The organism is Flavobacterium supellecticarium (genome assembly GCF_004801375.1).
Classification (GTDB): domain Bacteria; phylum Bacteroidota; class Bacteroidia; order Flavobacteriales; family Flavobacteriaceae; genus Flavobacterium; species Flavobacterium supellecticarium.
In genome coordinates, this window is record NZ_SSNZ01000002.1 from 909,341 (window position 1) to 936,258 (window position 26,918).

27 protein-coding genes are annotated in these 26,918 nt (G+C 40.6%); 9 read left to right on the forward strand and 18 right to left on the reverse strand.

Annotation, left to right across the window (positions count from 1 at the left end; genetic code table 11):
• Positions 1 to 2: 2 nt before the first annotated feature.
• The 4 genes from creD to E6C50_RS08900 are packed head-to-tail and all read right to left on the reverse strand — an operon-like array spanning position 3 to position 2,762.
• Positions 3 to 1,331, reverse strand: coding sequence for a cell envelope integrity protein CreD (gene creD, locus E6C50_RS08885; RefSeq protein WP_136402841.1), 1,329 nt, complete (start codon positions 1,329 to 1,331; stop codon positions 3 to 5).
• Positions 1,332 to 1,348: 17 nt separating this feature from the next.
• Complete coding sequence (locus E6C50_RS08890; protein WP_136402842.1) at positions 1,349 to 1,804, reverse strand: hypothetical protein; 456 nt, start codon at positions 1,802 to 1,804, stop codon at positions 1,349 to 1,351.
• Between the two features lie 47 nt (positions 1,805 to 1,851).
• Positions 1,852 to 2,148, reverse strand: coding sequence for a winged helix-turn-helix domain-containing protein (locus E6C50_RS08895; protein ID WP_136402843.1), 297 nt, complete (start codon positions 2,146 to 2,148; stop codon positions 1,852 to 1,854).
• A 5-nt stretch (positions 2,149 to 2,153) separates the two neighbouring features.
• Positions 2,154 to 2,762, reverse strand: a complete 609-nt coding sequence (locus tag E6C50_RS08900) for a hypothetical protein (protein ID WP_136402844.1) — start codon at positions 2,760 to 2,762, stop codon at positions 2,154 to 2,156.
• Between the two features lie 133 nt (positions 2,763 to 2,895).
• On the opposite strand from E6C50_RS08900, the gene E6C50_RS08905 reads away from it, so the two are divergent.
• Positions 2,896 to 3,162, forward strand: a complete 267-nt coding sequence (locus E6C50_RS08905) for a hypothetical protein (protein ID WP_136402845.1) — start codon at positions 2,896 to 2,898, stop codon at positions 3,160 to 3,162.
• 2 nt (positions 3,163 to 3,164) lie between these two features.
• Positions 3,165 to 3,518 (forward strand): DUF1801 domain-containing protein, encoded by a 354-nt coding sequence (locus E6C50_RS08910; RefSeq protein ID WP_136402846.1) that lies wholly within the window; start codon positions 3,165 to 3,167, stop codon positions 3,516 to 3,518.
• A gap of 64 nt (positions 3,519 to 3,582) precedes the next feature.
• Here E6C50_RS08910 and E6C50_RS08915 read toward each other — a convergent pair whose 3' ends face one another.
• From E6C50_RS08915 to E6C50_RS08930, 4 genes are all read right to left on the reverse strand, one after another.
• Positions 3,583 to 4,428 carry a hypothetical protein gene (locus tag E6C50_RS08915; RefSeq protein WP_136402847.1) on the reverse strand — a complete coding sequence of 282 codons (846 nt, stop codon included), beginning with the start codon at positions 4,426 to 4,428 and terminating at the stop codon, positions 3,583 to 3,585.
• Positions 4,429 to 4,443: 15 nt separating this feature from the next.
• On the reverse strand, positions 4,444 to 5,262 hold the full coding sequence (gene kdsA, locus E6C50_RS08920) for a 3-deoxy-8-phosphooctulonate synthase (RefSeq protein WP_136402848.1): 819 nt from the start codon (positions 5,260 to 5,262) through the stop codon (positions 4,444 to 4,446).
• Between the two features lie 91 nt (positions 5,263 to 5,353).
• Positions 5,354 to 5,821: a 2-dehydro-3-deoxyphosphooctonate aldolase gene (locus E6C50_RS08925; RefSeq protein ID WP_136402849.1), complete on the reverse strand. Its 468-nt coding sequence runs from the start codon at positions 5,819 to 5,821 to the stop codon at positions 5,354 to 5,356.
• A gap of 2 nt (positions 5,822 to 5,823) precedes the next feature.
• A complete protein-coding gene (locus tag E6C50_RS08930; RefSeq protein WP_136402850.1) occupies positions 5,824 to 6,309 on the reverse strand; it encodes a DUF4199 domain-containing protein in 486 nt (161 codons plus the stop codon).
• A 117-nt stretch (positions 6,310 to 6,426) separates the two neighbouring features.
• Between E6C50_RS08930 and E6C50_RS08935 the strand changes: the two genes are divergently transcribed.
• Both E6C50_RS08935 and E6C50_RS08940 read left to right on the forward strand, forming a co-directional pair.
• On the forward strand, positions 6,427 to 6,987 hold the full coding sequence (locus tag E6C50_RS08935; RefSeq protein WP_136402851.1) for a YeeE/YedE family protein: 561 nt from the start codon (positions 6,427 to 6,429) through the stop codon (positions 6,985 to 6,987).
• 1 nt (position 6,988) lies between these two features.
• Positions 6,989 to 7,402 carry a DUF6691 family protein gene (locus tag E6C50_RS08940; RefSeq protein ID WP_136402852.1) on the forward strand — a complete coding sequence of 138 codons (414 nt, stop codon included), beginning with the start codon at positions 6,989 to 6,991 and terminating at the stop codon, positions 7,400 to 7,402.
• A 43-nt stretch (positions 7,403 to 7,445) separates the two neighbouring features.
• On the opposite strand, the gene E6C50_RS08945 is transcribed toward E6C50_RS08940, so the two are convergent.
• The gene (locus E6C50_RS08945; RefSeq protein WP_136402853.1) at positions 7,446 to 7,721 is read right to left on the reverse strand and encodes an ATP-dependent Clp protease adaptor ClpS; all 276 of its coding nucleotides are present in this window, start codon (positions 7,719 to 7,721) and stop codon (positions 7,446 to 7,448) included.
• Between the two features lie 26 nt (positions 7,722 to 7,747).
• On the reverse strand, positions 7,748 to 8,581 hold the full coding sequence (gene prmA, locus E6C50_RS08950; RefSeq protein WP_136402854.1) for a 50S ribosomal protein L11 methyltransferase: 834 nt from the start codon (positions 8,579 to 8,581) through the stop codon (positions 7,748 to 7,750).
• An 89-nt stretch (positions 8,582 to 8,670) separates the two neighbouring features.
• Between prmA and E6C50_RS08955 the strand changes: the two genes are divergently transcribed.
• Entirely contained in the window at positions 8,671 to 9,888 is a 1,218-nt protein-coding gene (locus tag E6C50_RS08955) for a porin (RefSeq protein WP_136402855.1), read from the forward strand.
• 105 nt (positions 9,889 to 9,993) lie between these two features.
• Here the strand turns inward: E6C50_RS08955 and E6C50_RS08960 are convergent, their stop codons facing one another.
• Both E6C50_RS08960 and E6C50_RS08965 read right to left on the reverse strand, forming a co-directional pair.
• A complete protein-coding gene (locus tag E6C50_RS08960; RefSeq protein ID WP_136402856.1) occupies positions 9,994 to 11,055 on the reverse strand; it encodes an NAD(P)H-dependent flavin oxidoreductase in 1,062 nt (353 codons plus the stop codon).
• A 130-nt stretch (positions 11,056 to 11,185) separates the two neighbouring features.
• Positions 11,186 to 14,251, reverse strand: a complete 3,066-nt coding sequence (locus E6C50_RS08965) for a choice-of-anchor I family protein (RefSeq protein ID WP_168732776.1) — start codon at positions 14,249 to 14,251, stop codon at positions 11,186 to 11,188.
• Between the two features lie 300 nt (positions 14,252 to 14,551).
• On the opposite strand from E6C50_RS08965, the gene ccsA reads away from it, so the two are divergent.
• Together ccsA and E6C50_RS08975 are read left to right on the forward strand one after the other, a co-directional pair.
• Complete coding sequence (ccsA, locus tag E6C50_RS08970; protein ID WP_136402857.1) at positions 14,552 to 17,692, forward strand: cytochrome c biogenesis protein; 3,141 nt, start codon at positions 14,552 to 14,554, stop codon at positions 17,690 to 17,692.
• 138 nt (positions 17,693 to 17,830) lie between these two features.
• Positions 17,831 to 18,064, forward strand: coding sequence for a hypothetical protein (locus E6C50_RS08975; RefSeq protein ID WP_136402858.1), 234 nt, complete (start codon positions 17,831 to 17,833; stop codon positions 18,062 to 18,064).
• A 31-nt stretch (positions 18,065 to 18,095) separates the two neighbouring features.
• Here the strand turns inward: E6C50_RS08975 and E6C50_RS08980 are convergent, their stop codons facing one another.
• The gene (locus E6C50_RS08980) at positions 18,096 to 19,325 is read right to left on the reverse strand and encodes an MFS transporter (protein WP_136402859.1); all 1,230 of its coding nucleotides are present in this window, start codon (positions 19,323 to 19,325) and stop codon (positions 18,096 to 18,098) included.
• A gap of 356 nt (positions 19,326 to 19,681) precedes the next feature.
• Between E6C50_RS08980 and E6C50_RS08985 the strand changes: the two genes are divergently transcribed.
• Complete coding sequence (locus E6C50_RS08985; RefSeq protein WP_136402860.1) at positions 19,682 to 20,197, forward strand: hypothetical protein; 516 nt, start codon at positions 19,682 to 19,684, stop codon at positions 20,195 to 20,197.
• A gap of 111 nt (positions 20,198 to 20,308) precedes the next feature.
• Here the strand turns inward: E6C50_RS08985 and E6C50_RS08990 are convergent, their stop codons facing one another.
• Entirely contained in the window at positions 20,309 to 21,502 is a 1,194-nt protein-coding gene (locus E6C50_RS08990; RefSeq protein WP_136402861.1) for a thioredoxin domain-containing protein, read from the reverse strand.
• A gap of 356 nt (positions 21,503 to 21,858) precedes the next feature.
• On the opposite strand from E6C50_RS08990, the gene E6C50_RS08995 reads away from it, so the two are divergent.
• Positions 21,859 to 22,596, forward strand: coding sequence for a beta/alpha barrel domain-containing protein (locus tag E6C50_RS08995; protein ID WP_136402862.1), 738 nt, complete (start codon positions 21,859 to 21,861; stop codon positions 22,594 to 22,596).
• A 9-nt stretch (positions 22,597 to 22,605) separates the two neighbouring features.
• Here the strand turns inward: E6C50_RS08995 and E6C50_RS17630 are convergent, their stop codons facing one another.
• The 4 genes from E6C50_RS17630 to clpB form a co-directional block, all read right to left on the reverse strand.
• Positions 22,606 to 22,779 (reverse strand): hypothetical protein, encoded by a 174-nt coding sequence (locus E6C50_RS17630; RefSeq protein ID WP_168732777.1) that lies wholly within the window; start codon positions 22,777 to 22,779, stop codon positions 22,606 to 22,608.
• 62 nt (positions 22,780 to 22,841) lie between these two features.
• Entirely contained in the window at positions 22,842 to 23,435 is a 594-nt protein-coding gene (locus tag E6C50_RS09000; RefSeq protein ID WP_136402863.1) for a hypothetical protein, read from the reverse strand.
• Between the two features lie 18 nt (positions 23,436 to 23,453).
• Positions 23,454 to 24,131, reverse strand: a complete 678-nt coding sequence (locus tag E6C50_RS09005) for a hypothetical protein (protein WP_136402864.1) — start codon at positions 24,129 to 24,131, stop codon at positions 23,454 to 23,456.
• Between the two features lie 155 nt (positions 24,132 to 24,286).
• The gene (gene clpB / locus E6C50_RS09010) at positions 24,287 to 26,893 is read right to left on the reverse strand and encodes an ATP-dependent chaperone ClpB (RefSeq protein ID WP_136402865.1); all 2,607 of its coding nucleotides are present in this window, start codon (positions 26,891 to 26,893) and stop codon (positions 24,287 to 24,289) included.
• Positions 26,894 to 26,918 lie beyond the last annotated feature (25 nt).

A 26,918-nucleotide genomic window follows, 5' to 3' on the forward strand; every position in this document is an offset into this window, starting at 1 on the left:
GATTAATTGCTATTCCAGTCGATTTTTCGCGAAAGATACATCACAAGTCCTAGGATGATAAACAAACCGATGCTGCCTACTAACAGCGCGTAATTCTCCATTTGAATGATAATGTAGATAAACAAATACAAAGCCGATAGCGACGTACCGATAAGTAAAGGGAATTTAGGATTCTTGAGAATGGAAAAGGAATACAGACTGATCATTAAAACAACAGCGAGACCGGAAAGAATATAGGCCAGACGGAAACTACTGTGTTCGGTTATTGCGATAAGCAACGTATAGAACAAGACCAGCGCAATACCGATCATGAAATACTGGAAAATATGAATGCGGATTTTACTGATGGACTGAATCAGGAAAAACGTCAGGAACGTAAGGCCGATCACGAGGAAGCCGTATTTGGATACGCGTTCATTTTTTTGATACTCGTCAACGGGTATAATAAAATTAACCCCAAAGGCATATTTGCTCAGATCCGGTAGAGTATTAAAATAGTGCTGCGAAAACGCTCTATTGATATGCAGTACTTTCCATTTGGCCTGAAAACCATCGTCTGAAATCACTTTTGTTTTATCGTTCGGAAGGAAATTTCCGGTAAAGCCCGGGCTATGCCAGTTTGATTTCATACTCATTTCCGTTGTTTTTCCTATCGGAACCATTTTGATTAGCTGACTACCATCATATTTGATTTTAAAATCAAAAGAAGCTGGAAAAGTTGCGCCTGCCATATTGATAGGGGCGGTTTCCAGTGCTTCAAAACCGGAATTACTATTGTAGATCGGTTCGAAGGTGTATGGTTTGCCTCCAAATGTAATATCGACTTGATCTTTAATACTCTTCAGATTGGTGGTTTGAATCAAAATAGTCGCTTTGTCCCAATGTATATTTCCTGCCGGAATATTCTGTATATCAAAATCAGGTTGTACATACGAACCTTTAAAATTCATTTGAGCCGTAAAGACCGTGGCATTATAAATATTCCGGTTTAATGGTTTGGTTTCGACCGTCGTCTGATTTTCCAGTTTTTCCGGGAACAGATAGGCATATTTAAAGGTGTTGCTATTGGTTTCGGTATACGGAACTTTTAAAATGGGACCGTAAAAATAGACGCTGCTTCCCCATTTTTCGCTTACTTCTTTGATCACTTCATTTTTCCGTTGGGAACGTTCCGAAATCAAATCTTTGACAAATTGTAGCGGTATTAACAGGAACAGTGTCAGAAAGCCAATCATGATCATTTTGACTGTTGGCGTCTGGAAAAAAGGAATTGTGATTTTTGGGATGTTTACTTCCGGTCTGGAAGTGTCTTTTTCTGATTGATGGTCCATATTGATTTGATTTAAGGTTATTGAATTTTAAAAGTTTTTCGAATGTTTTCGGTCGGTTGTAACAAGAGTTTGGAATAGTCGAGGTAATAAAAGGCTAAGGCTCTGCGTCCTCGTTTGTAATACGAGTGGAAGAATGATATTTCGAAAGGGTAAAAAAGTGTTCCGATCAGGACGACCATAAACAGATAGGCACTTCTTTTCCCGTTGCCGAGTAGGTAGCATTGCATGGCGATTTCTTCTTTCACCGACGTTCCGATTCCAGTGAGAATATGCATGACATCATGATCTTCCAGTTTGGGTTCCATTGTAAAATGGTTTACGGTTAAAAATATGCCAAGGTCGTTTCCTAACGTTTTTTCCGGATAGGTGAGTAGTTCCTCTTTGGTTACGCTCCATGGGGCATTCTTTTTTAAAAAGTGCTGATACGATACTTTGGAAAGCCTGTAAAACAGTTCGAATAATTTGTATTTCATATTTAAAAGTACTTTGAATTTCAAAGTTAAAAGGTAAAAAAATAGTGCTAGTGTTTTTGGATTAGTTTTTCAAGCGCGTCAATATGCTCCTGAAAGGCTTTGCGACCTTCCTGAGTTGCGTTATAACGGGTATTGGGTTTTTTTCCGATAAATTGTTTCTCGATAGCGATATAGTTTTCACTTTCAAGTGCTTTGGCATGGCTGGCCAGATTGCCGTCGGTCACGCCCAAAAGCTCTTTAAGCGTCGTAAAGTCGGCATACTCGTTGACCATCAGTATGGACATAATGCCCAGACGGATCCGATGGTCAAATGCTTTATTGATATTTTCGATCAGACTTTTCAAAACAATTATTTTCGGTCGTATTTATAATGCATCACGGTGCCGTAGAGGATATGGCAGATTCCGAATCCAAGTGCCCAAAAGTACAAACCATAATTGGAAAATACTACGGATAATAGCCCTAAAATGATTTCGGTGATCCCGAGGTAACGAACATCGCGTAAGGTGTATTTACTGGCGTTTAAACAAGCCATACCATAAAAAATAAGGGTAGTGGGAACGAGCAGATCGTAATAGCCTTTGGCAAATAATAGTAGTGTCAGAATGCCACCGGTTACCAAGGGTATAAAAAAGTTGATCAATAATCTTTTGGAAGCGGCATTCCATACTTTCTCGCCTGTTTTTTTTGCTTTATTAACGGTAAAGATATAGGCCGTGATTAAAGAAAGAAACAGTACGGCCAGCGCAACCAAAACCAGTTGTTGGAACAGGGAGCTGTTTACGGAAACATAGATATCGGTATTGGTACGGATCAGATAATGTGCCACAAAGGCACCAATCAATGCATAGGTACCGGCCAAAACCCCGGAAAGACCGCTTAATGAAATAAACTGTGTCGATTTATTCATCAAGTCCTTGATGTCTTTTAAATCCTGTAAATAATTATTCGTATCCATTTAAAAGTACTTTGAAAAACAAAGTAAGTGATATTTTTTGAAACGAACAATTTTTTTTGAGAAAATAAATCAGATAAAAGCCGATTCATCGGAAATTACCAAAACAAGTGATATGTTTGTAAAAAGATTTAAAATGATGCGTATACTAGGCTATTTTCTGGTTATCATAGGAGTATTGCTCGGCGTGTATCTCCTCATGGCACTTATCGGTGTTACATCATATACAGAACATCTGAAAGGGGAGAAACCCAGTTTTCTGATTGTGTATTATATGGGAATAATTGTTGCCATGATTGTATTGGCTGTAGCCGACTTTCTGCTAATCCGCTACGGTCGACGTCTGATCCGTAAGGCAAAAAATAAAGCGCAGAACATTTCTACGGGCGAAAAACAACTGTAACTATGAAACCAGCCGACATCTATATTATCAACCAGCCGGAGCCGTATCGTTCGATATTATTGCATCTGGTAGCGGTTTTGGAGATGACTTTGGAAACGTCATACAAATTGGAATACAAATGGAAAGTTCCGCATATGTATTATAAAGGAAGGCCGTTTTGTTTTCTGAATGCGAGTCATAAACGACAGTATGTCGATCTGGGTTTTTCGAGAGGTTTTAAGCTTTTGCAACATCAGGAACTATTGGTGTCGGAAGGACGAAATACGATGAAATCACTGCGTTACCAATCGTTGGAAGAAATAGATCCGATTGTATTAACGGATTTGATCAAAGAAGCGATGGCGTTATATCCATAAAAAAAGACTCCGTTTGGAGCCTTTTTATCGAGTATCTTTTGTCTAGCGTCTTTCCTCTTTTAAATTATATTCTGAAAATACCACCAAAAGCAATCACACGTTGTAAAAACATAAAGTGCTGTGACGCTTTATCGTCGTTGCTATACGTCGTTTTGATGTCGTTCATGTTGATATAACCACCTTTTAATTCGGCCTGAATAAAGAAGTGTTTAAAGAAAGTCAGGTTCAGTCCGGCTTTAGCCGAAAGTCCGAATCCGGAAATATGGAAATCGTCATGACGTTCTTTATTAAACAATTTTGCATTGGTTTTTGGAAATAAAACACCACCACCAACGCCTTCGGTTACATTGATCTGAAATACATCCGTATTGGTGATTCCAAACCATTTGGAAATATCGTCCACCCGTGAAAATTCCGTGTTGATATAGTTTAATCCGTCGGTATGCTCGAAAGTAAGGAAACTTTCATCGGTTAAATCCACCATTCCATTGCTCACGACCGTGTTGTTGTATTCCGCCGGATAATTCCCGGAAATACGCGCCACCTGATCCTGTTGCATTACATATTTCATATGATCCACACCAATTGAAATATTGTACTTGTCGGTGATAAAATAACCGACACGCAGGTTGGTTTGTGGAATCGTCATTCGTCCCGGGTTGATATAATCAATATGCCATCCTTTGGGTTTGTCCTGAGCCGCAACATCATGAAGCGTAAAATCGTAATCGGCACCTTGAAAATGGATGTCCGAATTGGTAAAATTCGCGCGGTTTCCACCCCAGAAAACGTAAAATTTACCTTTGTTATGCGCCGTGTATTTTTCAGGTGTGATTGCTTCTTCCTGAGCAAAGGTGTACTGTGAAAAAACACAAAAAGTTAGCACAGCCATTAAAAATGGATGTTTCATTATCGATAGTAAAAATTAAAAAGAATTTACAGTTTTTCGGATCGCTACCAGTTTTTGCATCAACCCTTCAAAATAATCCAGATGTAGCATATTGGCACCGTCGCTTTTCGCATTGGCAGGGTCGAAGTGGGTTTCGATAAAAATACCGTCTACACCAACTGCGATTCCAGCTTTGGCAACCGTTTCGATCATATCCGGACGACCACCGGTAACGCCGGCCGACTGGTTGGGTTGTTGTAGCGAGTGCGTCACATCAAGTACCGTAGTAGCAAATTGTTGCATGGTAGGGATTCCACGATAGTCCACAATCATATCCTGATAACCAAACATGGTTCCGCGATCGGTTACCATCACGTTTTCATTTTGGCAGTCCAATACTTTTTGTACCGCGTGTTTCATACTTTCCGGACTCATAAACTGACCTTTTTTCAGGTTTACGGTTTTCCCGGTTTGCGCTGCAGCCACCACAAGATCCGTCTGACGTACTAAAAAGGCAGGAATCTGAAGAATGTCCACATATTCGGCAGCCAATTCGGCATCGTGGTTTTCGTGAATATCGGTAACGGTTGGTACACCAAATTCCTTGGATACCTTTTGAAGTATTTTAAGGGCTTTTTCGTCTCCGATACCGGTAAAACTATCGATTCGGGAGCGGTTTGCTTTTTTAAACGAGCCTTTAAACACATAAGGAATGGCAAGTTTGTCGGTGATGCCTACTAATTTTTCGGCGATTCGCATAGCCATTTCCTCGCCTTCAATGGCACAAGGTCCGGCCAATAAAAAGAAATTTCCGCTATCAGTGTGTTTGATTTGCGGTATATTGGATAAGTTCATAATGGATTCTTAAAAAGTGAAACAAATATACAACAAAAATCCTTCCAAAAAACGTTTTGGAAGGATGCGATTTCTTATAGTATTCTTAAAATTAGTGAGTTCGGGATGGGTTTTTCTTAATAGATAAACCTTTAGGACACATTATTTTGCCTTTTTCGAAAGTGTTAAAGTGAAGTATTACTGGTTTTGACTGACCTTCCCAGGTTACCGTATATTGCGCCAGCATTCCGGCGCCTACGCGGTTGTTTTTGGTAGGGAACGGACAACAGCTTCCGGTTTTTTCGAAGCTTAATTTTTGTCCGTCAGGACCTTCTAGTCCGTTAAAAAAATAGGTCACATTATTTTGCTCCTGCGATTGGGATATAAACCCAATGTTGATCGGATAGTCCGAATCATATCCGTATTTGGCGCTATCGCTATATTCGGTTAGTACATAATAATCCCCGCGGAGAATTGGACGTGAAGCGGTTTCGTCTATATTTTTAATAGTCGACTTGGTGCTGATACAGGAAGAAACCGATAGCGCCAGTATTAGCAGGGCAAAAGCTGTTTTTTTCATAATTAATTTCGGTTTTTGGTCTGAATAAAATAAGCGGCAATTGCCGATAATATAATTCCTAAAGACAGGATGTTTAAAAAGCCTTGTGAAATAAAACTTTGAAGGTTAAAATAACCCGTCGCAAATTCTTTGTTCCCCGGTTTGGTTTTGATCACATTCGCGATTGCATTGTCGAAAAAATCCGGAGAAATCACCTCATGGAAAAACGTTTGTACCAGCGGACTTATTGCAGCGATCAGCAACGTCAGTATGGCTCCCGAAATAAACGCCTGTTTATAGGTAATGGTACCGTTGTAAAAAGTCGCTTTTTTTTCTTTTAATGCCCACGTAAAAACAATAATATATACGATTCCGAACAGCAAACTGATATAGAAATAACTGCTGATTTTTTCGTCGTGAAAGCCGGCAATTTTCTCTAAAAACAGCCATAAAACAGTGGCTACGGAAAAAATGATACTCCATTTTATTTCGGTAAAAAACTTTTTCATCTGCGGATAAATTTATGGTTTCAAAGGTAGCAGAATATTTGGTTTGCCGAAAATTATGTAATCAATGTTACACAAAATACTGGTCGAATAAGTACTTTTGCCCTAAATCAGTTTTTTATGGAAGTAATTTATGGAACCTGGCCCTGGTATATATCGGGCTTTTTGATCGGAATGGTGATGCTGGCACTACTTTATTTTGGCAAAGCATTCGGAATGTCATCTAATTTGCGAACCTTATGTAGTATTGCCGGAGCCGGGCGTTTTGCCGATTTTTTCCGATTTGACTGGAAAGCGCAACGCTGGAATCTGGCCGTGGTTTTTGGAGCCATGCTGGGCGGTTTTGTAGCGGTTCATTTTTTAAGCAACGGAAGTGGCGTAAACCTGAATCCGATAACAGTGGAACAATTGGCAACGATGCATATCGAAGCACCGGAAGGCAAACTGGCTCCGGATTCGTTAATGGGTTTTGAGGCCTTAAAAAATCCGAAAACCTTTATCATTTTAGTAGCCGGTGGATTATTGATTGGCTTCGGAACGCGTTATGCCGGCGGATGTACGTCCGGACACGCTATTTCCGGGTTGAGTAATTTACAGTTGCCTTCGCTGATTGCCGTAATCGGGTTCTTTATCGGCGGATTGATCATGTCCCATTTTCTATTACCTTTAATTTTCAGATAAGATGAAATATATCAAATTTATACTGGTTGGTTTTGTATTCGGAATCGTACTAACCAAATCTGAGGCGGTATCCTGGTACCGTATTTACGAAATGTTCCAGTTCCAGTCGTTTCATATGTTTGGAATTATTATGGTTGCGGTGATGACCGGCTTGATTGGTGTTCAGTTGATCAAACGTAAAAATGTAAAAGATTATACCGGAGCACCGATTGCGATCGAACCCAAAGAAAAAGGATTTGCCCGTTATATTATTGGCGGTACCTTGTTTGGATTGGGTTGGGCAATGGTTGGTTCGTGTCCGGGACCGATTTTTATTCTGTTAGGAGCCGGATTTTGGGGTGCCGGTGTGATTTTACTCGGTGCGCTTTTGGGAACCTATATCTATGGATTGTTAAAAGATATGCTGCCGCATTAAGAGCGGTTTGTAAATAAAAAAGTCCCGTTTATCGGGACTTTTTTTATTGTATTTCAGCGCTTAAACCGGCATCCAGCAAGGAGGAACACTGCGGTTTCAGGTCGGTATACGAACCGGTTTTTACCGTGCATTTCCCGGTATAATGAACCAGAATGGCACATTGCTCGGCTTGTTCGGCGGTATGGTCGCATACGCGGATTAAAGTGTCTATTACGTGATCGAAAGTATTTACATCGTCGTTAAACAGTACAATTTCATTATTTAATGAAATCAGCTCTTCAACCGATACGCTTTCTAAAACTTTTTCCTGGGTACTCATAATCAGAAGCTTAGTTTAAATTTTAGCTAATTTACATATTTTAAAGATACCCAATTGTTCTTTTGGAACTTTTTAACATACGTCAGTCCTTTTTCGGTACAAGACGCATCGATAAACGGAATATCCTCTTCGTAGAACCCACTTAGCAATAGGATACCGCCTTTATTCAGACGATCTACATAAGCCTGCATATCATTTAGTAAAATATTACGGTTGATATTCGCTATGATCAAGTCGTATTGCTGATCCACTAATAACGAAGCATCGCCTTCGTAAACCGTGATGTGTTTACAGTTATTGCGTTCGGCATTTTCGATCGAATTCAGATAGCACCAGTTGTCGATATCAATCGCATCGATAGGTTGTGCGCCACGCATTTCGGCTAAAATGGCTAAAATGGCTGTACCACATCCCATATCAAGGGTTTTCATTCCGGTTACATCCGTCTCCAACAAATGTTGCGCCATCATATAAGTCGTTTCGTGATGACCGGTTCCAAAACTCATTTTCGGCTCGATTACGATATCGTATTGGGCATCGTTTTTTTCGTGGAAAGGCGCGCGAATCTGACAAATACCGTCAATGTCGATTGGTTCAAAATTCTTTTCCCATTCTTCATTCCAGTTTACCTGTTCGATTTCTTCTATAGTATAGGAAATGGTAAATTCCTCCGAATGTAAAATTTGTATATCGTCCAGGATATTTTCATTCCACAGCTCTTTTTGAACATAAGCGGAAAGCCCGTTTTGGGTTTCGATAAAACTTTCGAAAGCCGTTTCTCCCAGTTCGGCGATTAAAATTTCAGAGCCTAACTCTTTGGGTTCCACGGAGAAATGGTAACCTATATAATTATTTTGCATAACATTAATTTTTCGCAAAGGTAACATTATCTTAATACCGTTCACTAATAAATAACATTAGTTTTGCTCTCAGATAACACAACACTAACATGAGAATACAACTAACTTTTGTTTTACTGTTCGTCGCAGCTGTATTACAGGCGCAGGACATTAAGATTAGCACCAAAGATAACGATTTAAAATTAGCGGCATTGCCCTACTACAGCTACGGTAAGGGGCTTGGAATTACTTCTGCCGACAGCCTTTTCCAGCTAAATATCCGTTTCCGGATGCAAAACCGAATCGGGTTTATCAAAAATGAAGGCGAAGACGATGCCTATGATGGACAAATCCGCCGTTTGCGTTTGCGTTTCGACGGTTATGTAGGAAACCCGCATTTTCTGTATGTGTTGCAATTGTCGTTTGCACCAGGCGATGTAGGGGAAATCCACGATGGTGAAAACATCAATATTATCCGGGACGCGGCAGTTATTTACCGACCAAACCGAAACTGGAGTTTTACTTTCGGACAAACAAAATTACCGGGTAACCGTCAACGGGTCAATTCATCGGGAGCATTACAGTTAACCGATCGTTCTATAAATAATGCCAAATTTAATATTGACCGGGATTTTGGACTTCAGGCATATTATCTGAATGAGAAAAAAGATCAGTTTTCCTATAATTTAAAAGCGGCCGTTACTACCGGAGAAGGTCGTAACTGGACTAAAAGCCCGGACAACGGTGTGGCTTTAACCGGAAAGATCGAATTATTTCCATTAGGATCGTTCACCAAAGACGGATCGAATTTTGAAGGGGATCTTGCCCGCGAAAAAACACCCAAATTATTATTTTCGGGAGCCTATCATCAGAATAATAACGCCAGACGAACCCAAGGTCAGTTAGGAGACGATTTGTACCAACAAAAGACCTTACGTTCTTTTTTTGCCGATGCGATGTTTAAATATAACGGTTGGGCTGCTATGGCCACCTATATGTCCCGTGCGTCACATAATCCGGTGGCTGTTGATCCGTTGGATCCAACACTAACGAATTATGCCTATGTGGGACACGGAATGGACTATCAGTTGAGTTATACCTTTCCGACGAATTATGAAATCATCGGGCGTTTTTCAACACAAAAAGCAAATAAGGATATCAAAGCTTTTACACCGGATACCAACGAATATACCCTTGGTGTAACCAAATACCTTTGGGAGCATGCCTTTAAATTGCAAGCCGAATTTACCTACGATCGATTGAGTTTTAACGACGGATCGACAAAAAACAACTGGTATGTTCGCTTCCAGATTGAAATAGGTATTTAAAAAGAATACTCATATGAAGAGGCACCTGACAAGTTTCGAAAACCTGTCAGGTGTTTTCTTTTAGAGTGTATTTTTCTTTTAAAGAATAAAACAGATAAGGTGTTTTTAGTATGTTAGTTCTGCCTGTCGGATCAATTCGCGGAAAATCGCGGCACAATCCGGTAAATGGATTTTTGGTGCGGATTGTCCCGACCATAAATTGGTAAAATCACCTTTATTTAGTTGTTGGGCTTTTTGGCGCAATGCGGTCGTCAGACTATTTTGTATCGGATAGGGAAGTGGTGTGAAACCGGAATGTTCCACTTCGGTCATAAATTGATTTTGCAAACCGCGAGCCCATCGTCCGGAAAACGCAAGGGTAAGTTGACTATCGGTATCTTTTGCCGTCAAGACCGCCTGCTGATAAGCCGGTATAGCGAGACTTTCGGTTGTGGCAATAAAAGCCGTTCCGATTTGCACCGCGGAAGCGCCCATCGCAAAAGCCGCTTTAATGGTTTTCCCATCGTTGATTGCACCGGATGCTAAAACTGGTTTACCAATGCGATTCATAATTTGCGGAACCAATGCCATCACGCCAACTTGTGGTAACGGAATCGTTTCCAGAAAAGTACCACGATGACCGCCGGCTTCAATACCTTGTGCTGTGATCATATCGACACCTTTTTGGTCTAATAGCAGCGCTTCTTCCAAACAAGTCGCCGTTCCAATTAAAATGGCGCCACTGGCTTTTAATTTCTGCAGCCATTCATCATCCGGAATCCCAAACGTAAAGCTTACAATAGGGATTTGTTCGGCAATCAGAATATCAATTTGTGTTTTATACGAATAAAAAGAGAGTGTTTCCAAGTGTAACTCCGGGAATTCCAAACCGTATTTTTTACCAAGTCCAACCAGGAAATCCTGCATTTGTGACGCTTTAGCCAAATCCACTTCCGGGATGGCATGTGCAAACAGATTTACCGCAAACGGACGTTGGGTGAGTTGTTTGGTTTTTTGGATTAATTCGGTTGTTTTTTCGGGTGATAAACCGCCAACGGGAAGTGATCCCAATCCGCCTTCATTGGCAATGGCGGCCACCATTTCGGGAGTGGTTACGCCCAACATTGGTGCTTGAACGATTGGATATTGAATTTGTAATTTCTGGGTAATGGAATCGAATCGGTTCATGGTAAATGTTTTCTCAAATTTATGAAAATGGCCGCCGTAAAACCGGGTTTGGGATATATTTAACGCCCAAAAATCAAAAACCGGATTGGAGGCGAATCCAACCCGGCTTTCTTCCTAAAAATATAATAAACTACTTAACAACCAGTTTTTGGGTAAGGCCTTCATCCGTTTGGATCAGATACATTCCTGCCGTCAGTTTTGACGTGTTGATCAACAGTGCGTTTTTCTCCGACTGGATTAATTTCCCGGTCAAATCGTATAGCGAATAGCTGGCCATACGGTTAAAATAAACCACACCTTTTGTCGATGGATTCGGGAAAACAGTAAAGGTTTTCGGAGCGTGTACAAAATCATCGTTGGTTAGATTGGCTGTATTCACTTCATACATACTAATCGTACCACTGATTTCGTTGGCTATAGCTACATAATTTTTATTGTTCGGGCTATCGGCCGCTTTGATAAAGGTAACACCTTCCGGACCAAAATCACCGGAATATGCCGATGTGCTACGACTGTTTTTATAGTCAACGAATTTTACATCGCTTGGATTGGTTACATCATACACCATCACACCACCAACGCGCTCCAGCGTTATAAAAGCAAAGGTTTTACCGGCAATTTGCGTTAGCGTAACACCTTCCGGCTCCGGACCTTTGGCGCGGCTTCTTCCTTTTTTAACGTTATCACCATGATCGGCATTAAAAATCGGACTGATGGATGGTGTCATAGCCGTATACATTTCGAAATCGTCGCCGCTGTCGAATACGATCGCTTTGGTATCGGCATTAAAGATGGAAAACGAACGGGAACCTAAAATTTTGATTTCTTCAAAGTCGGCATCCGCATCGGTATTTCCGTTAAGATTGGTCACGCGTAATCGCCCGGCGTTGTGGTTTTGTTTTAAAACCGAGGCATTCGGGAAAATAGCAGGATCTAAAGTATAAGTATTGGCACCAACCGTAGTTCTTTCGGTTAAACCGGCATATTCTTTTTCGTCACCTTCGTTGGCCATAACCAGATAGGTTGTTCCGTTAACCGTGTAATTCGCTACGGCATCCGGTATATAATACGCCTGAATGGGCCAGTTGGCAATCAATACTTCGTTATTATTATCGGAAATATCCATACCGTTACCCGGCAGACTGATATCTTTTGTGCCTAAAGCCCAGATATCGGAAATCGTTTTGGTAACCAGATCAATTTCGGCAATGGCGTTATTTTCCTGAAGGGTTACCCATGCTTTTTGAGAATCAGGACGAATCGTGATGTATTCCGGTTCCAAATCCTGTGCCAGCGTACTGGTACTTTTGGTTTTACGCACTCCTGAAGCGATAAGAGCGGCTTCCTGTGCATTAAAAGCGGTAAATGAAGCCGTAGTAACATTAGCCTGCGTTAAGGAAGCGATTCCGCCGGAAATATCGATAATGGAAACCGAACCTTCCGGATCTACGGTATAAGCATCGTTTGGTTGTCCTTCGTTGGCGGTTAAAACCTTTGTTCCGTCCGGTGTAAACGTTACCATATCGGGTAGCGCCCCTACGGTTACCTGTTTTAAAAACGTCCCATTCGTGTCGAAAAACACCACCGATCCGTTTAATTGTTCGTTAGCATTAGGCGAAGCAACGGCTACCACTCCGTTTTTAACGGCTACACTGGTGATACCGCCATACGGAGCCATATTAATAGAGTTGATCACACTTAAACTGGTTGGATTCGAAAAATCGATGATCTCCAGTTTGTCGGAAATAGCACTAATCGTAAAAAGACGTTGCGTAGCCGGATCATGTACGATGATTTCGCACGAGCTGGTACTTGCTCCCGATGGGTCAAAACTACCCACGTATTCCAATTGGATATCGTTCGTTGGGCTAGGCGCCTGACGGTCGTTGTCTTTGATATATACGGTTGCCATTGGATTTCCGGTGATCGATAAACCAACCGGGTTTTCAAGACTTAGTACAAAATATTCGGCATGTTGTTCTTCCTGTGTATCGTCGATAATCGGAATTGAAATGGTTTGGGTTGTATTACTACCGGCTGTAAAATGTAAGGTCTGGGTTTGTAATGTAAAGTCATTTTGATCGGCCGTACTAAACGGAGCTGCTTTTACCACCAAATCTACCGAAGCATTAGCAGGATTGGTCAGATTTAGGTTAAATGACAAGGTTCCGTGGTTTTCGTTTACCGTAACGAAATTGGACGCCATTGCAATTTTAGTGTCGAAAGCTACCGTCGAAAACTGAATTGCGGCACTGTTTGTTAACGCATTGTCATGCATATCTTCGATTTGATTAGGGGCTAATAACACTGCATAAGTCGCACTGTTGCTAAGTGTTTGTAGCGGACTAATCGTGATGGTGTTATTGCTAAATGTGGCGTCAAATGGTACAGAAGTTCCGGTAACACCACCTAAACGTAGTTCTACTAAAGCATCGACATTGGTATTCGTAATAGGCGAATTGTCAATTAAGCGGACATCTTCATTAAACGAAATCGTAGGTTGCGTATTGATGGCTACGTTAGTCGCGTTATGCGTTGGATTAAAAGTAGCTACCGGAGAAGAGGTATCGTTACCACCGGCAGTAGAACCGGTAATGGTAAGATTGTCAAAACGGTTGTTTCCGCTGGAACCGGCAGCTGTGCTACCTCCGAATTCAATTTTTAGGGCAAAATTAGGGTTGTTGGCGGCACCTGCGATTCCGGAGAAATCAAGGGTTACCACTTCATAGGTAGGTTCTGTTTGTGGTGCATAGGTTGTAACGGCCAATTCGGTCGTGATAAAATCGGTTCCGTTTAACGTATACGAATAATTTTGAGACGAAGCGCCCTGAGTGGTACGGGTCGTTGCAAATTTGATGATGATATTCTGATATCCGGTAGTAGGTGCTGTAACCAGTAGTGCGCGGGTGTTACTCGGATTTCTTGGGCGCAAACCCAATCCGGCTGCATCACCGTTTTGTGCGTTTAATGCCGATCCGGCTACATTGTCCATATATCCGGCACCGGTTCCGGGATAGGTAATCTGCGTTCCGGTTGGAATTAATGAAGCATCGGGAGCTACGGTTGTTAACGTTCCGGATGGAAGAGCATTAAAATTCCAGTAGTGAATTTGCTGTGTCTGTCCCCAGGTAAAGGTCGATCCCATAAAAAGGAACAGGCGTAACAGCTTCTTTTTAGAAGTGTAAAATTGTGTCATGTGTGTTGTTTTGGTTGGGTACAAAAGTCAAGTTTTTGGGTTAGGGGAGTATTAACTTAAAAATAAATCGTTGTAAGAGAATGTTTAAGAATAGGTTAGGAAGGTAATCCTATGAAGAACCGGATGTTAAATTAATTTTTCGATTGACGCGTATCGTTATAAAAAAAAACAGACAAAAAGGTTTGTTTTAAGAAAGGTTTATCATTTTTAACAGCTATTAAATATTACGTTAAAAAGCGTTAATAGGAGTTTGTTTTTAAGTACTTTTGCGACAATTTATAAAAAACAAATCCAATCACCATGGGTAAAAAAATAGTCTCATTTTTGTTCTCCACGCGTTTAATGGCTTTCCTGTTTATTTTCTTTGCAGCAGCGATGGCCGTAGGAACGTTTATTGAAAACGATTATAATACCACGACAGCCCGTATTCTGATTTACAATACGAAATGGTTCGAAGGTATTATGGCGATCTTCCTGATCAACTTTTTTGGAAATATCAAACGCTACCAATTGCATAAAAAAGAGAAATGGGCTACGCTATTGCTGCATTTGTCTTTTATTTTTATCATTTTGGGAGCTTTTATCACCCGTTATATCAGTTATGAAGGCGTGATGCCGATCCGCGAAGGCGAAAGTTCCAATCAGATTTTTTCAGACAGAACATATCTGACTGTTTTTGTAGATGGTGATTACCAGGGTGAAATGCGTAGAAGAACCTTTGAACAAAGAGCTTTATTCTCACCGGTGACCAATAACGATTTTACGATTTCCAAGAAGTTTAATGAAACGCCATTTGAAATCCGTTATAAAGACTTTATAATGGGGGCCAAAGAGGTGATCAAACCAAGCGAAAAGGGGACATTATTTTTAAAACTCGTGGAATCCGGAGACGGAACCCGTCACGAGCATTACCTTAAAGAAGGAGAAGTGCAAAATATCCATAATGTGTTGTTTGCGTTTAATAAGCCAACTGAAGGAGCGATTAATATCATAAAAGAAGGCGATAAATATTCGATAAAATCACCATTTGAAGGAAACTTTATGCGAATGGCCGACCAGATGAAAGGTGATGTTGCCAAAGATACGGTTCAGGATTTGATGTTCCGTTCCTTGTATAATATGGGCGGTACGCAATTTGTACTACCGGAGCCAGCCATAAAAGGTGTTGTAGCCTTCGAATCGAACAACAACTTTAAAGACGATAAATCCGACGATGCGTTGGTGTTAACCGTAACTGTTGGAAACGAAGAACACGAAGTAACCCTATTGGGAGCCAGAGGAAAAATGGGGGTGCCGAATTCCTTTAAACTGGGGAATCTGGAGTTTACTATGATGTACGGAAGTAAAGTATATGAAACACCGTTTAAAATCCGTTTAAATGATTTCGTAGCCGAAAAATATCCGGGAACGGAAAAAAGCTACTCGTCTTTTGAAAGTAAAGTAACCGTACTCGATGGTGCGGAACAACGCGATGAACGTATCTATATGAATCACATTTTGGACTATAAAGGATTCCGTTTCTTCCAATCGTCATTCGATCCGGACGAAAAAGGAACCGTTTTATCGGTAAACCACGATTCGTGGGGAACCAATATAACCTATTTGGGTTATTTCTTATTGTATATTGGACTTATGGCGATCTTATTCGATAAAAATAGCCGATTTGGCGATCTGAAAAAGAAACTGGAAAAGGTACGTACGAAAAAAGCAAAATTACTACCGCTTATTGCCTTATTGTTATCGTTTAGCGGTTTTGCGCAAAACAACCACCAACATCAGATGCCAACGCCAAAACAAATCGACTCCTTACTAACCAAATATAAAGTAAGCGACGAAGAAGCGGCAAAATTTGGCCGATTGGTAATTCAGGATCAGGGTGGACGTATGAAGCCTATCAATACGTTTTCATCCGAACTATTACGAAAAGTAAGCAAACAGGATCATTATAAAGGAATGAATTCCGATCAGGCATTCCTGTCGATGACACAATTCCCGCAGGTATGGTATAACGTTCCGTTGATCTATATGAAAAAAGACAACGACAGTATCCATAAATTAATCGGAGTGTCGTTGGGTGAAAAATATGCCCCATTGGTAAGTTTCTTCGACGAAAGAGGAAACTACAAACTGGCTGGTGTTTTGGACGAAGCTTATAAAGCAGCGGTTCCAAACCAATTCCAGAAAGACTTTATTGAAGCCGATAAAAAAGTAAACCTGTTGTATTCGGCGTTAAGTGGTCAGATTTTAAAAGTATTCCCGGTTCCGAACGATCCGAATAACAAATGGGTATCGTTTCTGGAAGTGAACGAGCAAACGCATACCGCTTTGGATTCCATTAAAAACGTCATTCCGTATTATTTAAGCAGTATCGACAAAGCCGCAATTTCAGGCGATTATAAACTGTCGGACAGCTTGCTAAAAGGATTGGAAAATTACCAGATCAAATACGGATCGAAAGTACGTCCAAGCGATAAAAAAATCGATACGGAAATTCTGTATAACAAATACGATATTTTCAAAAAGCTATTCTCCTGGTATATGTATGCCGGAGTGTTGATGTTCCTTTTTGTGATCATCAAAATTTTCAAAACCAATAAAACGGTTAACATACTGGTAAAAATCAGCCATGCGATCATTGCGGTACTATTTGTATTGCATACCGCCGGATTGATTTTCCGTTGGTACATCTCCGGTCACGCACCATGGAGTGATGCTTACGAATCGATGATCTACGTAGGATGGGCAACCATGTTCTTCGGATTGGCATTCGGACGAAAATCGGAATTAACGGTAGCTTCGACAGCCTTTGTAGCGTCCATGATCCTGATGGTAGCACACTGGAGTTGGATGGATCCGGCTATTGCCAATCTGCAACCGGTATTAAATTCGTATTGGTTGATGATCCACGTGGCGGTTATCGTAGGAAGTTACGGTCCGTTTACGTTGGGAATGATTCTGGGAATTGTAGCGTTATTGCTAATGGTGTTTACGAACGAAAAGAACAAAGAAAAAATGAACCTGAATATTCAGGAGATTACTTATATCAACGAAATGGCGCTTACGGTTGGATTGGTGATGTTAACGATCGGTAACTTCCTGGGCGGACAATGGGCTAATGAAAGCTGGGGACGTTATTGGGGTTGGGATCCGAAAGAAACCTGGGCGTTGATCAGTATTATGGTATACGCTTTTGTTATCCATATGCGTCTGGTTCCGGCCATGCGTGGTAAATGGATTTATAATGCGATTAGTGTTTATGCCTTCTATTCTATTCTAATGACCTATTTTGGAGTAAACTTCTACCTGTCCGGTTTGCATTCGTATGCCAAAGGAGATAAAGTGGTAACGCCAAACTTCGTGTATTATTCACTGGCTTTGGTGACGTTGTTGGTAGCATTGGCCTATTACAAAAACAAAAAATACCTGCATAAAAAGAAATAATAGCCAAATAATAAAATGATGAAAGCTACCTTTGGGTAGCTTTTTTTATTTGTGAGTATTAAATAATTTAATTTTTAATATTTTTTTAACAAAAACACCCATTACATTTATACTCGTTAATCAATAAAAACAAACAGTATGAAAAAAGTAGTTTATTTGGCCATGGCCTTTATGTTCACTATGGCAATGTCGGCTCAGGAAGTAAAAAAAGAAATGAAAAAAGAAGCCGACGGAGCTAAAAAAGAAATGAAGCACGAAGGCAAAAAAGCGAAAGCAGAAATGAAAGCCGAAGGCAAAGAAGCGAAAGCAGAAATGAAAGCCGAAGGTAAAAAAGCGAAAGCAGAAATGAAAGATGAAATGAAAAAAAAGTAACAAAATGAAAAGCGCCTTTCGGGGCGCTTTTTTATTCGGTATAATCCAAATCTTTATTATGGGTTTCGGCAATCGTAAGCGTCGAATAAATAGCCAGTGCAAATACAATCAATCCGACTATAGAAGCAGAAACAATCACCCCGTTATGGACTTTTAAATGATCAAAAGCGATTAACATCACCGGAAGTAAACCGCGAACCATATTCGGGATTGTTGTTGCGGCTGTACTGCGGATATTGGTTCCAAACTGTTCGGCACCAACCGTTACAAACATCGCCCAATAACCGGTTCCCAATCCGAGCCAGGCACAATAAAAGTAATACATTTGCTCCGATCGTGTTCCGCCGTATAGCATCAATACAATTCCTACAATCGTAAAGAGCATCATATATACGATCGCCTTTTTCCGTGAACGCAATAATTGTGAAATGAGCCCGCTGGCAAAGTCGCCTACGGAAATCCCAACATACGCCCACATAATCGCTTTCCCGGGTTCAATTTCCCCAATCCCGAACGAAGGCGCAAACTGATTCCCCATTACCGCCAGTATACCCACGCAAAACCAGGTGGGCAATCCAATGGCAATGCACTTTACATATTTTATAAAACGGTTGCGATTGGTAAAAAAGCCAAGAAAATTTCCTTTTTGAATATCGGTATCCCGAAGGTCTTTATACAGCCCGGATTCCATCACGCCTACGCGTAAAAAAAGCAGAAACAGTCCTAACGAACCACCGATAAAATAGGCATAGGTCCAGTCGCCGGCCAGCTCTACGGTGAGTTGTGCGACTACGGCACCTAAAAGCCCGAAACCGGCCACAATGGAAGTGCCGATTGCCCGTAATTCTTTGGGTAATGATTCCGAAACCAACGTGATCCCGGCACCCAATTCGCCCGCAAGTCCGACACCTGCAATAAAACGCAGAATGGCATAGGTCATCGCTTTATCGTTAAAGGGTAGAAACGGAAGGAAACCGCACAAAATATTAGCCACGGAATAGACAAGTATGGAACCGAAAAGTACCGAAAGACGTCCTTTTTTGTCGCCTAACATGCCCCAGAGTATACCACCTAACAACAATCCGATCATCTGGAAATTCAGAATCATCGTACCGTCGGTATCCACATCAAGACCAAGGGTTTTTAAACTGGGAATGCGTACAATGCCGAAAAGAAGTAAATCGTAAATGTCGACAAAATAGCCCAGAGCGGCTACAATTACAGGAAAGGATAATAAATGTTTAATTTTTTGGGATTCCATTTATATTTTGGGTTAAGTATTGCCAAAAATATAAATAATTGTCTTCTGTGTTGTTTTTTGTAAGGATATTTTTTAGTAGGATTAATCGGTTTTAGATTTCGTCAGGAACTTATTGTCTGGTTGGTTGGGTCTGCTGATAGTTTATTGTGAAGTTTTGAAATTTACAGTACTATTGTGTTTAAAATAACGAAAAATGTAAATATATGTCATTTTTTTTTCGGTTTAATAATTAAAAATATAATGAAATTAAATATCTTCACCGTCTAATATTAAAATTCACGTTAATAGGATATTTTATAATCTAATTTTATAGTAAACTAAAACCAAAAAACAATCTTAATAAAACACAAACAAACATGGAAGAAAATCAAATCGTTTACACCTTGGAAGGCAACGGTACCAGAGAAACAAATTTAAAAAATGAGGCCACCAATTTAATGGCGAAACTTAAAAATCAATTTGGAAGTACGCACTCGGTTACGGCAGACGCGTTTGGTGAGTTGGGTAAAGATTGGTCGCATGAAATCAAAATCAGAAAAGGCGATAAAGTTGGAGCAGCAGTTACTATAAAATGGGTAAAAACAAACCCGGAAGTGCTGACATTAAGCGTTGACGAGTCCTCTAAAATGGGATCAAGAATATTGTATGGTGGGTTATTTTCTTTTATGGGTATTGGTGCTTATTTAGGGTACAATCATATCGGGCCATTTGCAGCTTTACCAGGTCAGAAAATTGCAACAGGTTTAGCAGCATTAATTATGGCGATTCCTGGAATTATTGTAGTTTATATCCTAAAATCGATGCTTTTAAAAAACGAAAAAGAGGAAAACAAACAATTGGTAGCTAGTGTTATCAATGTATGTAAAAAGTAATCCATTTTTCCTATAGTCGTTCTGACGGGGAAAAACACAATATGGAGTACTATAGAGAAGCAGGAAAAGTTTTACCTAGTCAAAGAGGTGAAATTTTTCCTGCTTATTTTTTTAATTCCCTTTAAATTCCGTTAAACGGGCCATATCCATTTGATTGGTTTTGTAAAATGTAGTGGCTTTTTCCAAGAGTTTTTTAAACGCATCCTGGTTGTTGATTTTTTTTAAATAGCGCAGTTCGGTATAAAATAAATCGGCTATATCATCATTGTCTTTTGCCAGGTTGTGTAACGCATCAATTTTAGATTTGATCGCAGCAATACTGTTTTTCTCTTTTACAATATCCAGAAACTGGTTAATGATATAGGTCGCACCAGCTATGGTTTCGTTTTTGATCATCTTATTAAAAAGCGCTAATGCTTCCGTTTCCCGACCGTCTTTTACCAAAACAGCTGCTTCCTGTTGCCATACATAAGCATCCGGATTGGTGCTTAATCCGGTTTTTTCGATCAGTTCTTTAACCGATTTGATTTTAGCGAGATTCCAACTGTTTTTAGCATCACTGTTGATTGTTTTTAACAGAATATCCTGTAGTACTTTGATCTCATTACCGGCTTTGGAACCGGTTTCAAAACCTTTTAATTTATCGGTATTATTGACCCAATAGGTGAAAAATCCGTTATCGATGGAGAACACGCAGTTTTTCAGTATCGTATAACTTTTTTGAGTTCCCAGCTGATCTTTTGGGAAAGCATCGTACAGGTCGTTGGCAATACGATTGGTCATCCGATCGTCTTTATACAATTGCACCAAAGTGGAATAAGCATATAAGGTGCGGATGCTTTTGTCGCCCGAAACGTATTTTTTGGCAAGATTGGCGGTACGTTCTACCGGATCCAACGCGGTTTTTCCAACCGTATTGATCAGGTAGCCGGCATCGGCTTTTGCTCCGGAGCAATGAATCAGGTTATTGTCGGTGTCAAAAAATAAAAAATAGGGGACACTTTCCAACTTTAGTTTGGATTGCGCAATATAGAGGCTGTCTTCTTTTTTGATATTTTGGGTATTGATTCTGTAGTTTACGAAATTAGTATTGTAAAAATCGCCCATGCCTGGGTCTTCAAATACCGGATCCAGTGTTTTACAAACCGTACAGTTTTCGTTATAATATTCGATAAACAGGGGTTTGTTTTCTTTTTTTGCTTTTTCGAGAGCGGTAGTCAAACCGGATTCAAAGCGTACGCCCTGCGCATTCAGTGTTACTGTTGCGAGGAGTAAAAACAGGAAGGAATATAGTTTAGAAGTCATACCGGGTTGTAATTAAGGTGGAAAGTCATACAAAATTACCATTATCCTGTGATAAAAAAACGGGGAAAAACCCGGATTAACATTTTTTTAGTTTAAAAAGATGTTTTTGTAAAAATTAATGACGAACTGTTATAATGTTAAGATGTTGCTAAAATTTATACGAAACCATTCTGTAGTAACGTTATAATAGTTTAATGACCTTTCAATTCTTCGGAATTATACCGTGCCGATAGCCGGGCACATTTCAGTTTTACTACATTTTTTTAACGTCATATTACAGAATCGGATATGGTTTTTCCAATGGAGCCTTTTTCGGTTCCAGACGATTGTAATTTTACCGTGTTAAAAGTATTGAAATGAAGCACGAACTTAACATAATGTCCATTTGGAAAGGTGAAGCCAAAGCCCTCTCTTTTTTCCAGAGGCTTTTCAGGCGACCAAAAGCCACACCAAAACCACTGACCACTCCTAAGATGATCAGTGACGATTGTAACGGCATTATGTTAGGCGGAAAAAACGTGAAATCATTGCTGTTTTCGACCGATATGGCGATCATTGAAAACAATGATGCCGATGCAATATTGGCTGTTTATCCATTTGCCCCTTCTCCGAAAATTATGAAGGCATTAATTGATTTTTCCGATAAACCGGTAATATGTGGTGTAGGCGGGGGTCTTACGCAAGGGAAGGTGGCAATGGAAATGGCTATACAGGCGGAAGCGATGGGAGCGGCGGCGATCATCGTAAACCAGCCGTTTAAAAATAAAGACCTCATCGCAATCCGGAAAAAGATTACAATTCCGATTATTTCCAGTGTTTCGGTAGCCGATTTTTCCTTTCAGGATCGGGTGGATGCCGGAGTGGATATTTTTCATATTACCGGTGGAAAAAATACCGCTAAAATTCTGGAGCATATCAGTTATGCCGTTCCGGGTTATCCGATTATGGCAACCGGCGGAAAAAGTCTCGAAAATATTCAAAGTGCGATTTCTTCGGGTGCGGATGCAATTGTATTAACACCACCAACCAGCGGGGAATTGTTTAAGTCCATTATGGATGGTTACCGTAAAGGTTTGGACTATTTAAGACATTAGGGGAATTTTTTAAGGGTTCATTTGTTTCCCTTTTTCGGTTATGCTTATGTAAGTGTTTTTTCCGTATACCATTACATCAAAAACTTTAGAATGATGTTGTGTTCCCAGCCATTTTTTAAAAAGCAATTTGCCATTCATCCAAATATATAATTCATTATCTGAGGTGATTTGTTTGTGAATCATTTTGATGTATGTATTGAAATTTTATAATTACTAGTTCTGTAAATTGGTGTTTTGAGAGGATTTTAGGACTTCACCTTTTTATACTCTTTAATAATGCGATTGTCAATCTGATTGTCTTTTAAAATAGCGATGATCAAATCTTTTGGCGCTTCTTTTCCGTTGATACGTGTTAGCATTTCCAGTGTCATATTGTTATTCTGACTGGTAAAAAGCAAGCCGTAATCCGGACTAAAATAACTGTAGCCAGTAACCATGGTTTTATGATTGTGTTTGCTACCGCACAACGGATCATAACAATTGTAATCGATATGTTTGTATAAAACGAATTCCTTGTCTTCCAGGTGATAGGTTATTTTTTCAGCATAAAAAGCTTCGGTCAAACCCACATTGAGGCTGTCTTTTCCGTTTAAGTCCTCCTTTGTAAATGGAAACGTGAATTTTCGTTGGTGACCGTGAATGGTCATCGCAATGGAATAATGGTTTTTTTCAGCGCGGATAACCGATTCCGAATAGCTAAACTCCTGTATTTTTTCCCCGTGAACGGCCAGGTATTTCAGATTGGTAAAACGATTGACCGGGCGAATGTCAAGGCTATTCTTTTGCGAATAACCAAGGCATACATTTAAAAAAAGAAAAACGGAAAGAAGGCGCATCATAATAAGCGGAAATGAGGATCAAAGATACAGATTATCCCGTTTGAGTCCGTCTAAGATTAACTGGAAATTATAAGGGCTAACACTATTGATCACAAGTGAATATTCCTTTTCATAATCGTTATACAGAATACGGATCAGATCATAATCGGTTTGCCAGTAGTATTGATACCTATCGGAGCATTCCGGAACAAAAGTATAGTGCCGGTTGAAGTGATCCATAATGGCTTTGACGTTTTCCGATGCCAGATCTTTTGCCGGAAAAGACGAATGATACTGATAGTCGCGTTCCAGTGCATAAATCTCAATCATGATCTCAATGGATTCGTATAGACAGAAATACTGATTAACCGCGTCGTCCCAATACCAAACCGCACCATTTTCCGCAATCAGATAATAGGGTTCGGTTTTACTGTTATCCATCGAAAAAGCGGCTTTACCGTCGATGGTGGTATAGTAGATTTTTTGATTTTTGGCCGTTATGGCATCCGATAAAAAATACAACCGAACGGCATAATCAGAATTTAGATCGGGAGAAAAAGTATACCCGGAGTAATCCTGTTGTATCTGGAATAATCGGTCGCTGTTTTCCAAACGGTAACGGGAAAGGTATTTTTGAATAGCTGACGCTGAACTTATCCATTCCGGATTCCGATCGAGCGTATTAATATAGTTTTCGGCGCTGCTGCTTAGTGTCATATTCGTTCGAAAAAGGAATCCAATTTATAAAACTTTAGCGAATAAAAAAACACCGGCCTTTTTACGGAACCGGTGTTTTCAACCAAAAACCAACCCTTACGGGTATTATGAAAACCAAATTATTCTATGTTGTGATCCGTTACTACGGCTATTTTTTATTGTGAATCGGTTACCGCCTGATTGCGGAAAACCAATTGGCCATCGAAACTGTCCAGTAACACGATACTATCGGTCGCTACTTTACCGGAAAGGATTTCCTTGGACAATTCGTTTAGCACTTCACGTTGGATCACCCGTTTTACCGGACGTGCACCAAAATGCGGATCGTATCCTTTTTGCGCCAGATAATCGATTGCTTCCGGTGTGGCATCCATCGTAATATGCTGTTGTGCCAGCATTTTGATCACGCTTTTTAACTGTAATCCTACGATTTCACGGATGTTAGCCGAGCTCAACGGTGTAAACATTACGATCTCATCAATACGGTTGATAAATTCCGGACGAACGGTTTGTTTTAGTAAACCAAGTACTTCCACTTTGGCGGCTTCGGTTGCCGCTTCGATACTTCCTTTCAGGTTCTCGAATTTCTCCTGTATGATATGACTACCCATATTGGAGGTCATGATGATAATCGTATTTCTAAAATCAGCCAGACGACCCTTGTTGTCCGTTAAACGTCCTTCGTCCAATACCTGTAACAGGATGTTAAACGTATCCGGGTGAGCCTTTTCAATTTCATCCAATAAGACTACGGAATACGGTTTTCTTCGAACGGCTTCCGTCAACTGTCCACCTTCGTCATAACCTACATATCCCGGAGGCGCACCAACCAGTCGGCTCACACTATGACGTTCCTGATATTCACTCATATCGATACGCGTCATCGCATTTTCATCGTCAAACAGGTATTCGGCCAGGGCTTTTGCCAATTCAGTTTTACCCACACCGGTAGTCCCTAAGAAAAGGAACGAACCGATTGGTTTTCGGGAATCCTGTAAACCGGCACGACTACGGCGTACGGCATCACTAATCGCCTGTATGGCTTCTTCCTGTCCAACCACTCTGTGGTGCAATTCGTCTTCCAGTTTTAATAATTTTTCGCGTTCGCTTTGCAGCATTTTGGTTACCGGAACACCGGTCCATTTGGCTACGACTTCTGCGATATCGTCATGGGTAACCTCTTCCTTGATCAACGAATGACCGGATTGGTTTTCCTGTAATTGTTTTTGTAAGGCGTCCAGACGTTCCTGTGCTTCTTTGCTTTTTCCGTAACGGATTTCGGCTACTTTACCGTAATCGCCATCACGTTCGGCGCGTTCGGCCTGTAATTTCAGATCTTCAATTTCCTGTTTGGTCGCCTGAATATTATCCACAACATCTTTTTCCGATTTCCATTTGGCGAAAATCTCGTTGCGTTCTTCTTTCAGGTTGGCCAGATCCAGACCTAAGATCTTAAGCTTGTTTTCGTCGTTTTCACGTTTAATCGCTTCAATTTCGATTTCCAGCTGCATAATTTTACGATCCAAAACATCCAGTTCTTCCGGTTTGGAGTTGATCTCCATACGCAATTTGGAAGCAGCTTCATCCATTAAGTCAATTGCCTTATCCGGAAGGAAACGATTGGTGATATAGCGTTGCGACAATTCCACAGCGGCAATAATCGCATCGTCTTTGATACGCACTTTATGGTGGGCTTCATATTTTTCCTTGATACCGCGTAGGATCGAAATTGCGCTTTCGGTATCCGGTTCGTCCACCATAACTTTTTGGAAACGGCGTTCCAGTGCTTTATCTTTTTCAAAATATTTCTGATATTCGTCCAGCGTAGTCGCTCCGATAGCTCGTAATTCCCCACGGGCCAAAGCCGGTTTCAGAATATTCGCCGCATCCATCGCGCCTTCGCCACCTCCGGCGCCAACCAATGTATGGATCTCATCGATAAATAACACGATGTCGCCTTCGGCCGAAGTTACTTCTTTTACAACCGATTTTAAACGCTCTTCGAATTCCCCTTTGTATTTGGCTCCGGCAATCAGCGCACCCATATCCAATGAAAAGACTACCTTGTCTTTTAGGTTTTCCGGTACGTCTCCCTGAACAATACGGTGTGCCAGACCTTCGGCGATTGCGGTTTTACCCACACCTGGTTCTCCAACCAACATCGGATTGTTTTTGGTACGACGGGATAAAATCTGTAATACACGGCGGATTTCTTCATCACGACCGATCACAGGATCCAGTTTACCGTCGTTGGCCAGCTGGTTCAGATTTTTCGCATATTTATTTAAGGCATTATAGGTTTCTTCGGCCGAAGCTGAGGTTACCCGTTCGCCTTTTCGGATTTCATTAATGGCACTTTCCAGGCCTTTTTCGGTCACACCCTGATCTTTTAAGATCTGTGCCACTTTGCTTTTCGATTTGAATATCGCCAATAATAAATGTTCGATCGATACATATTCGTCGTTCATTTTCTTAGCAATATTGGCCGCTTCGTTTAACGTTGTTCCGGCATCGCGGGAAAACATCAGTTCGCTTCCGCTTACTTTTGGAAAGCTTTGAATCGTACTGTCCAGAATTTGTTTGAACAGGTTTACATTCACATTCAGTTTTTTCAAAATGAATGGTGCCACATTCTCATCAACTTCGAGGATACCTTTAAAGATATGCTCGTTCTCGATTTGTTGATGGCCTGAACCTTGCGCAATTTGTTGTGCTTGTTGCAGGGCTTCCTGAGATTTGATTGTTAGGTTATTAAAATTCATATTTTTAAATGTTGTTTGTCGATTG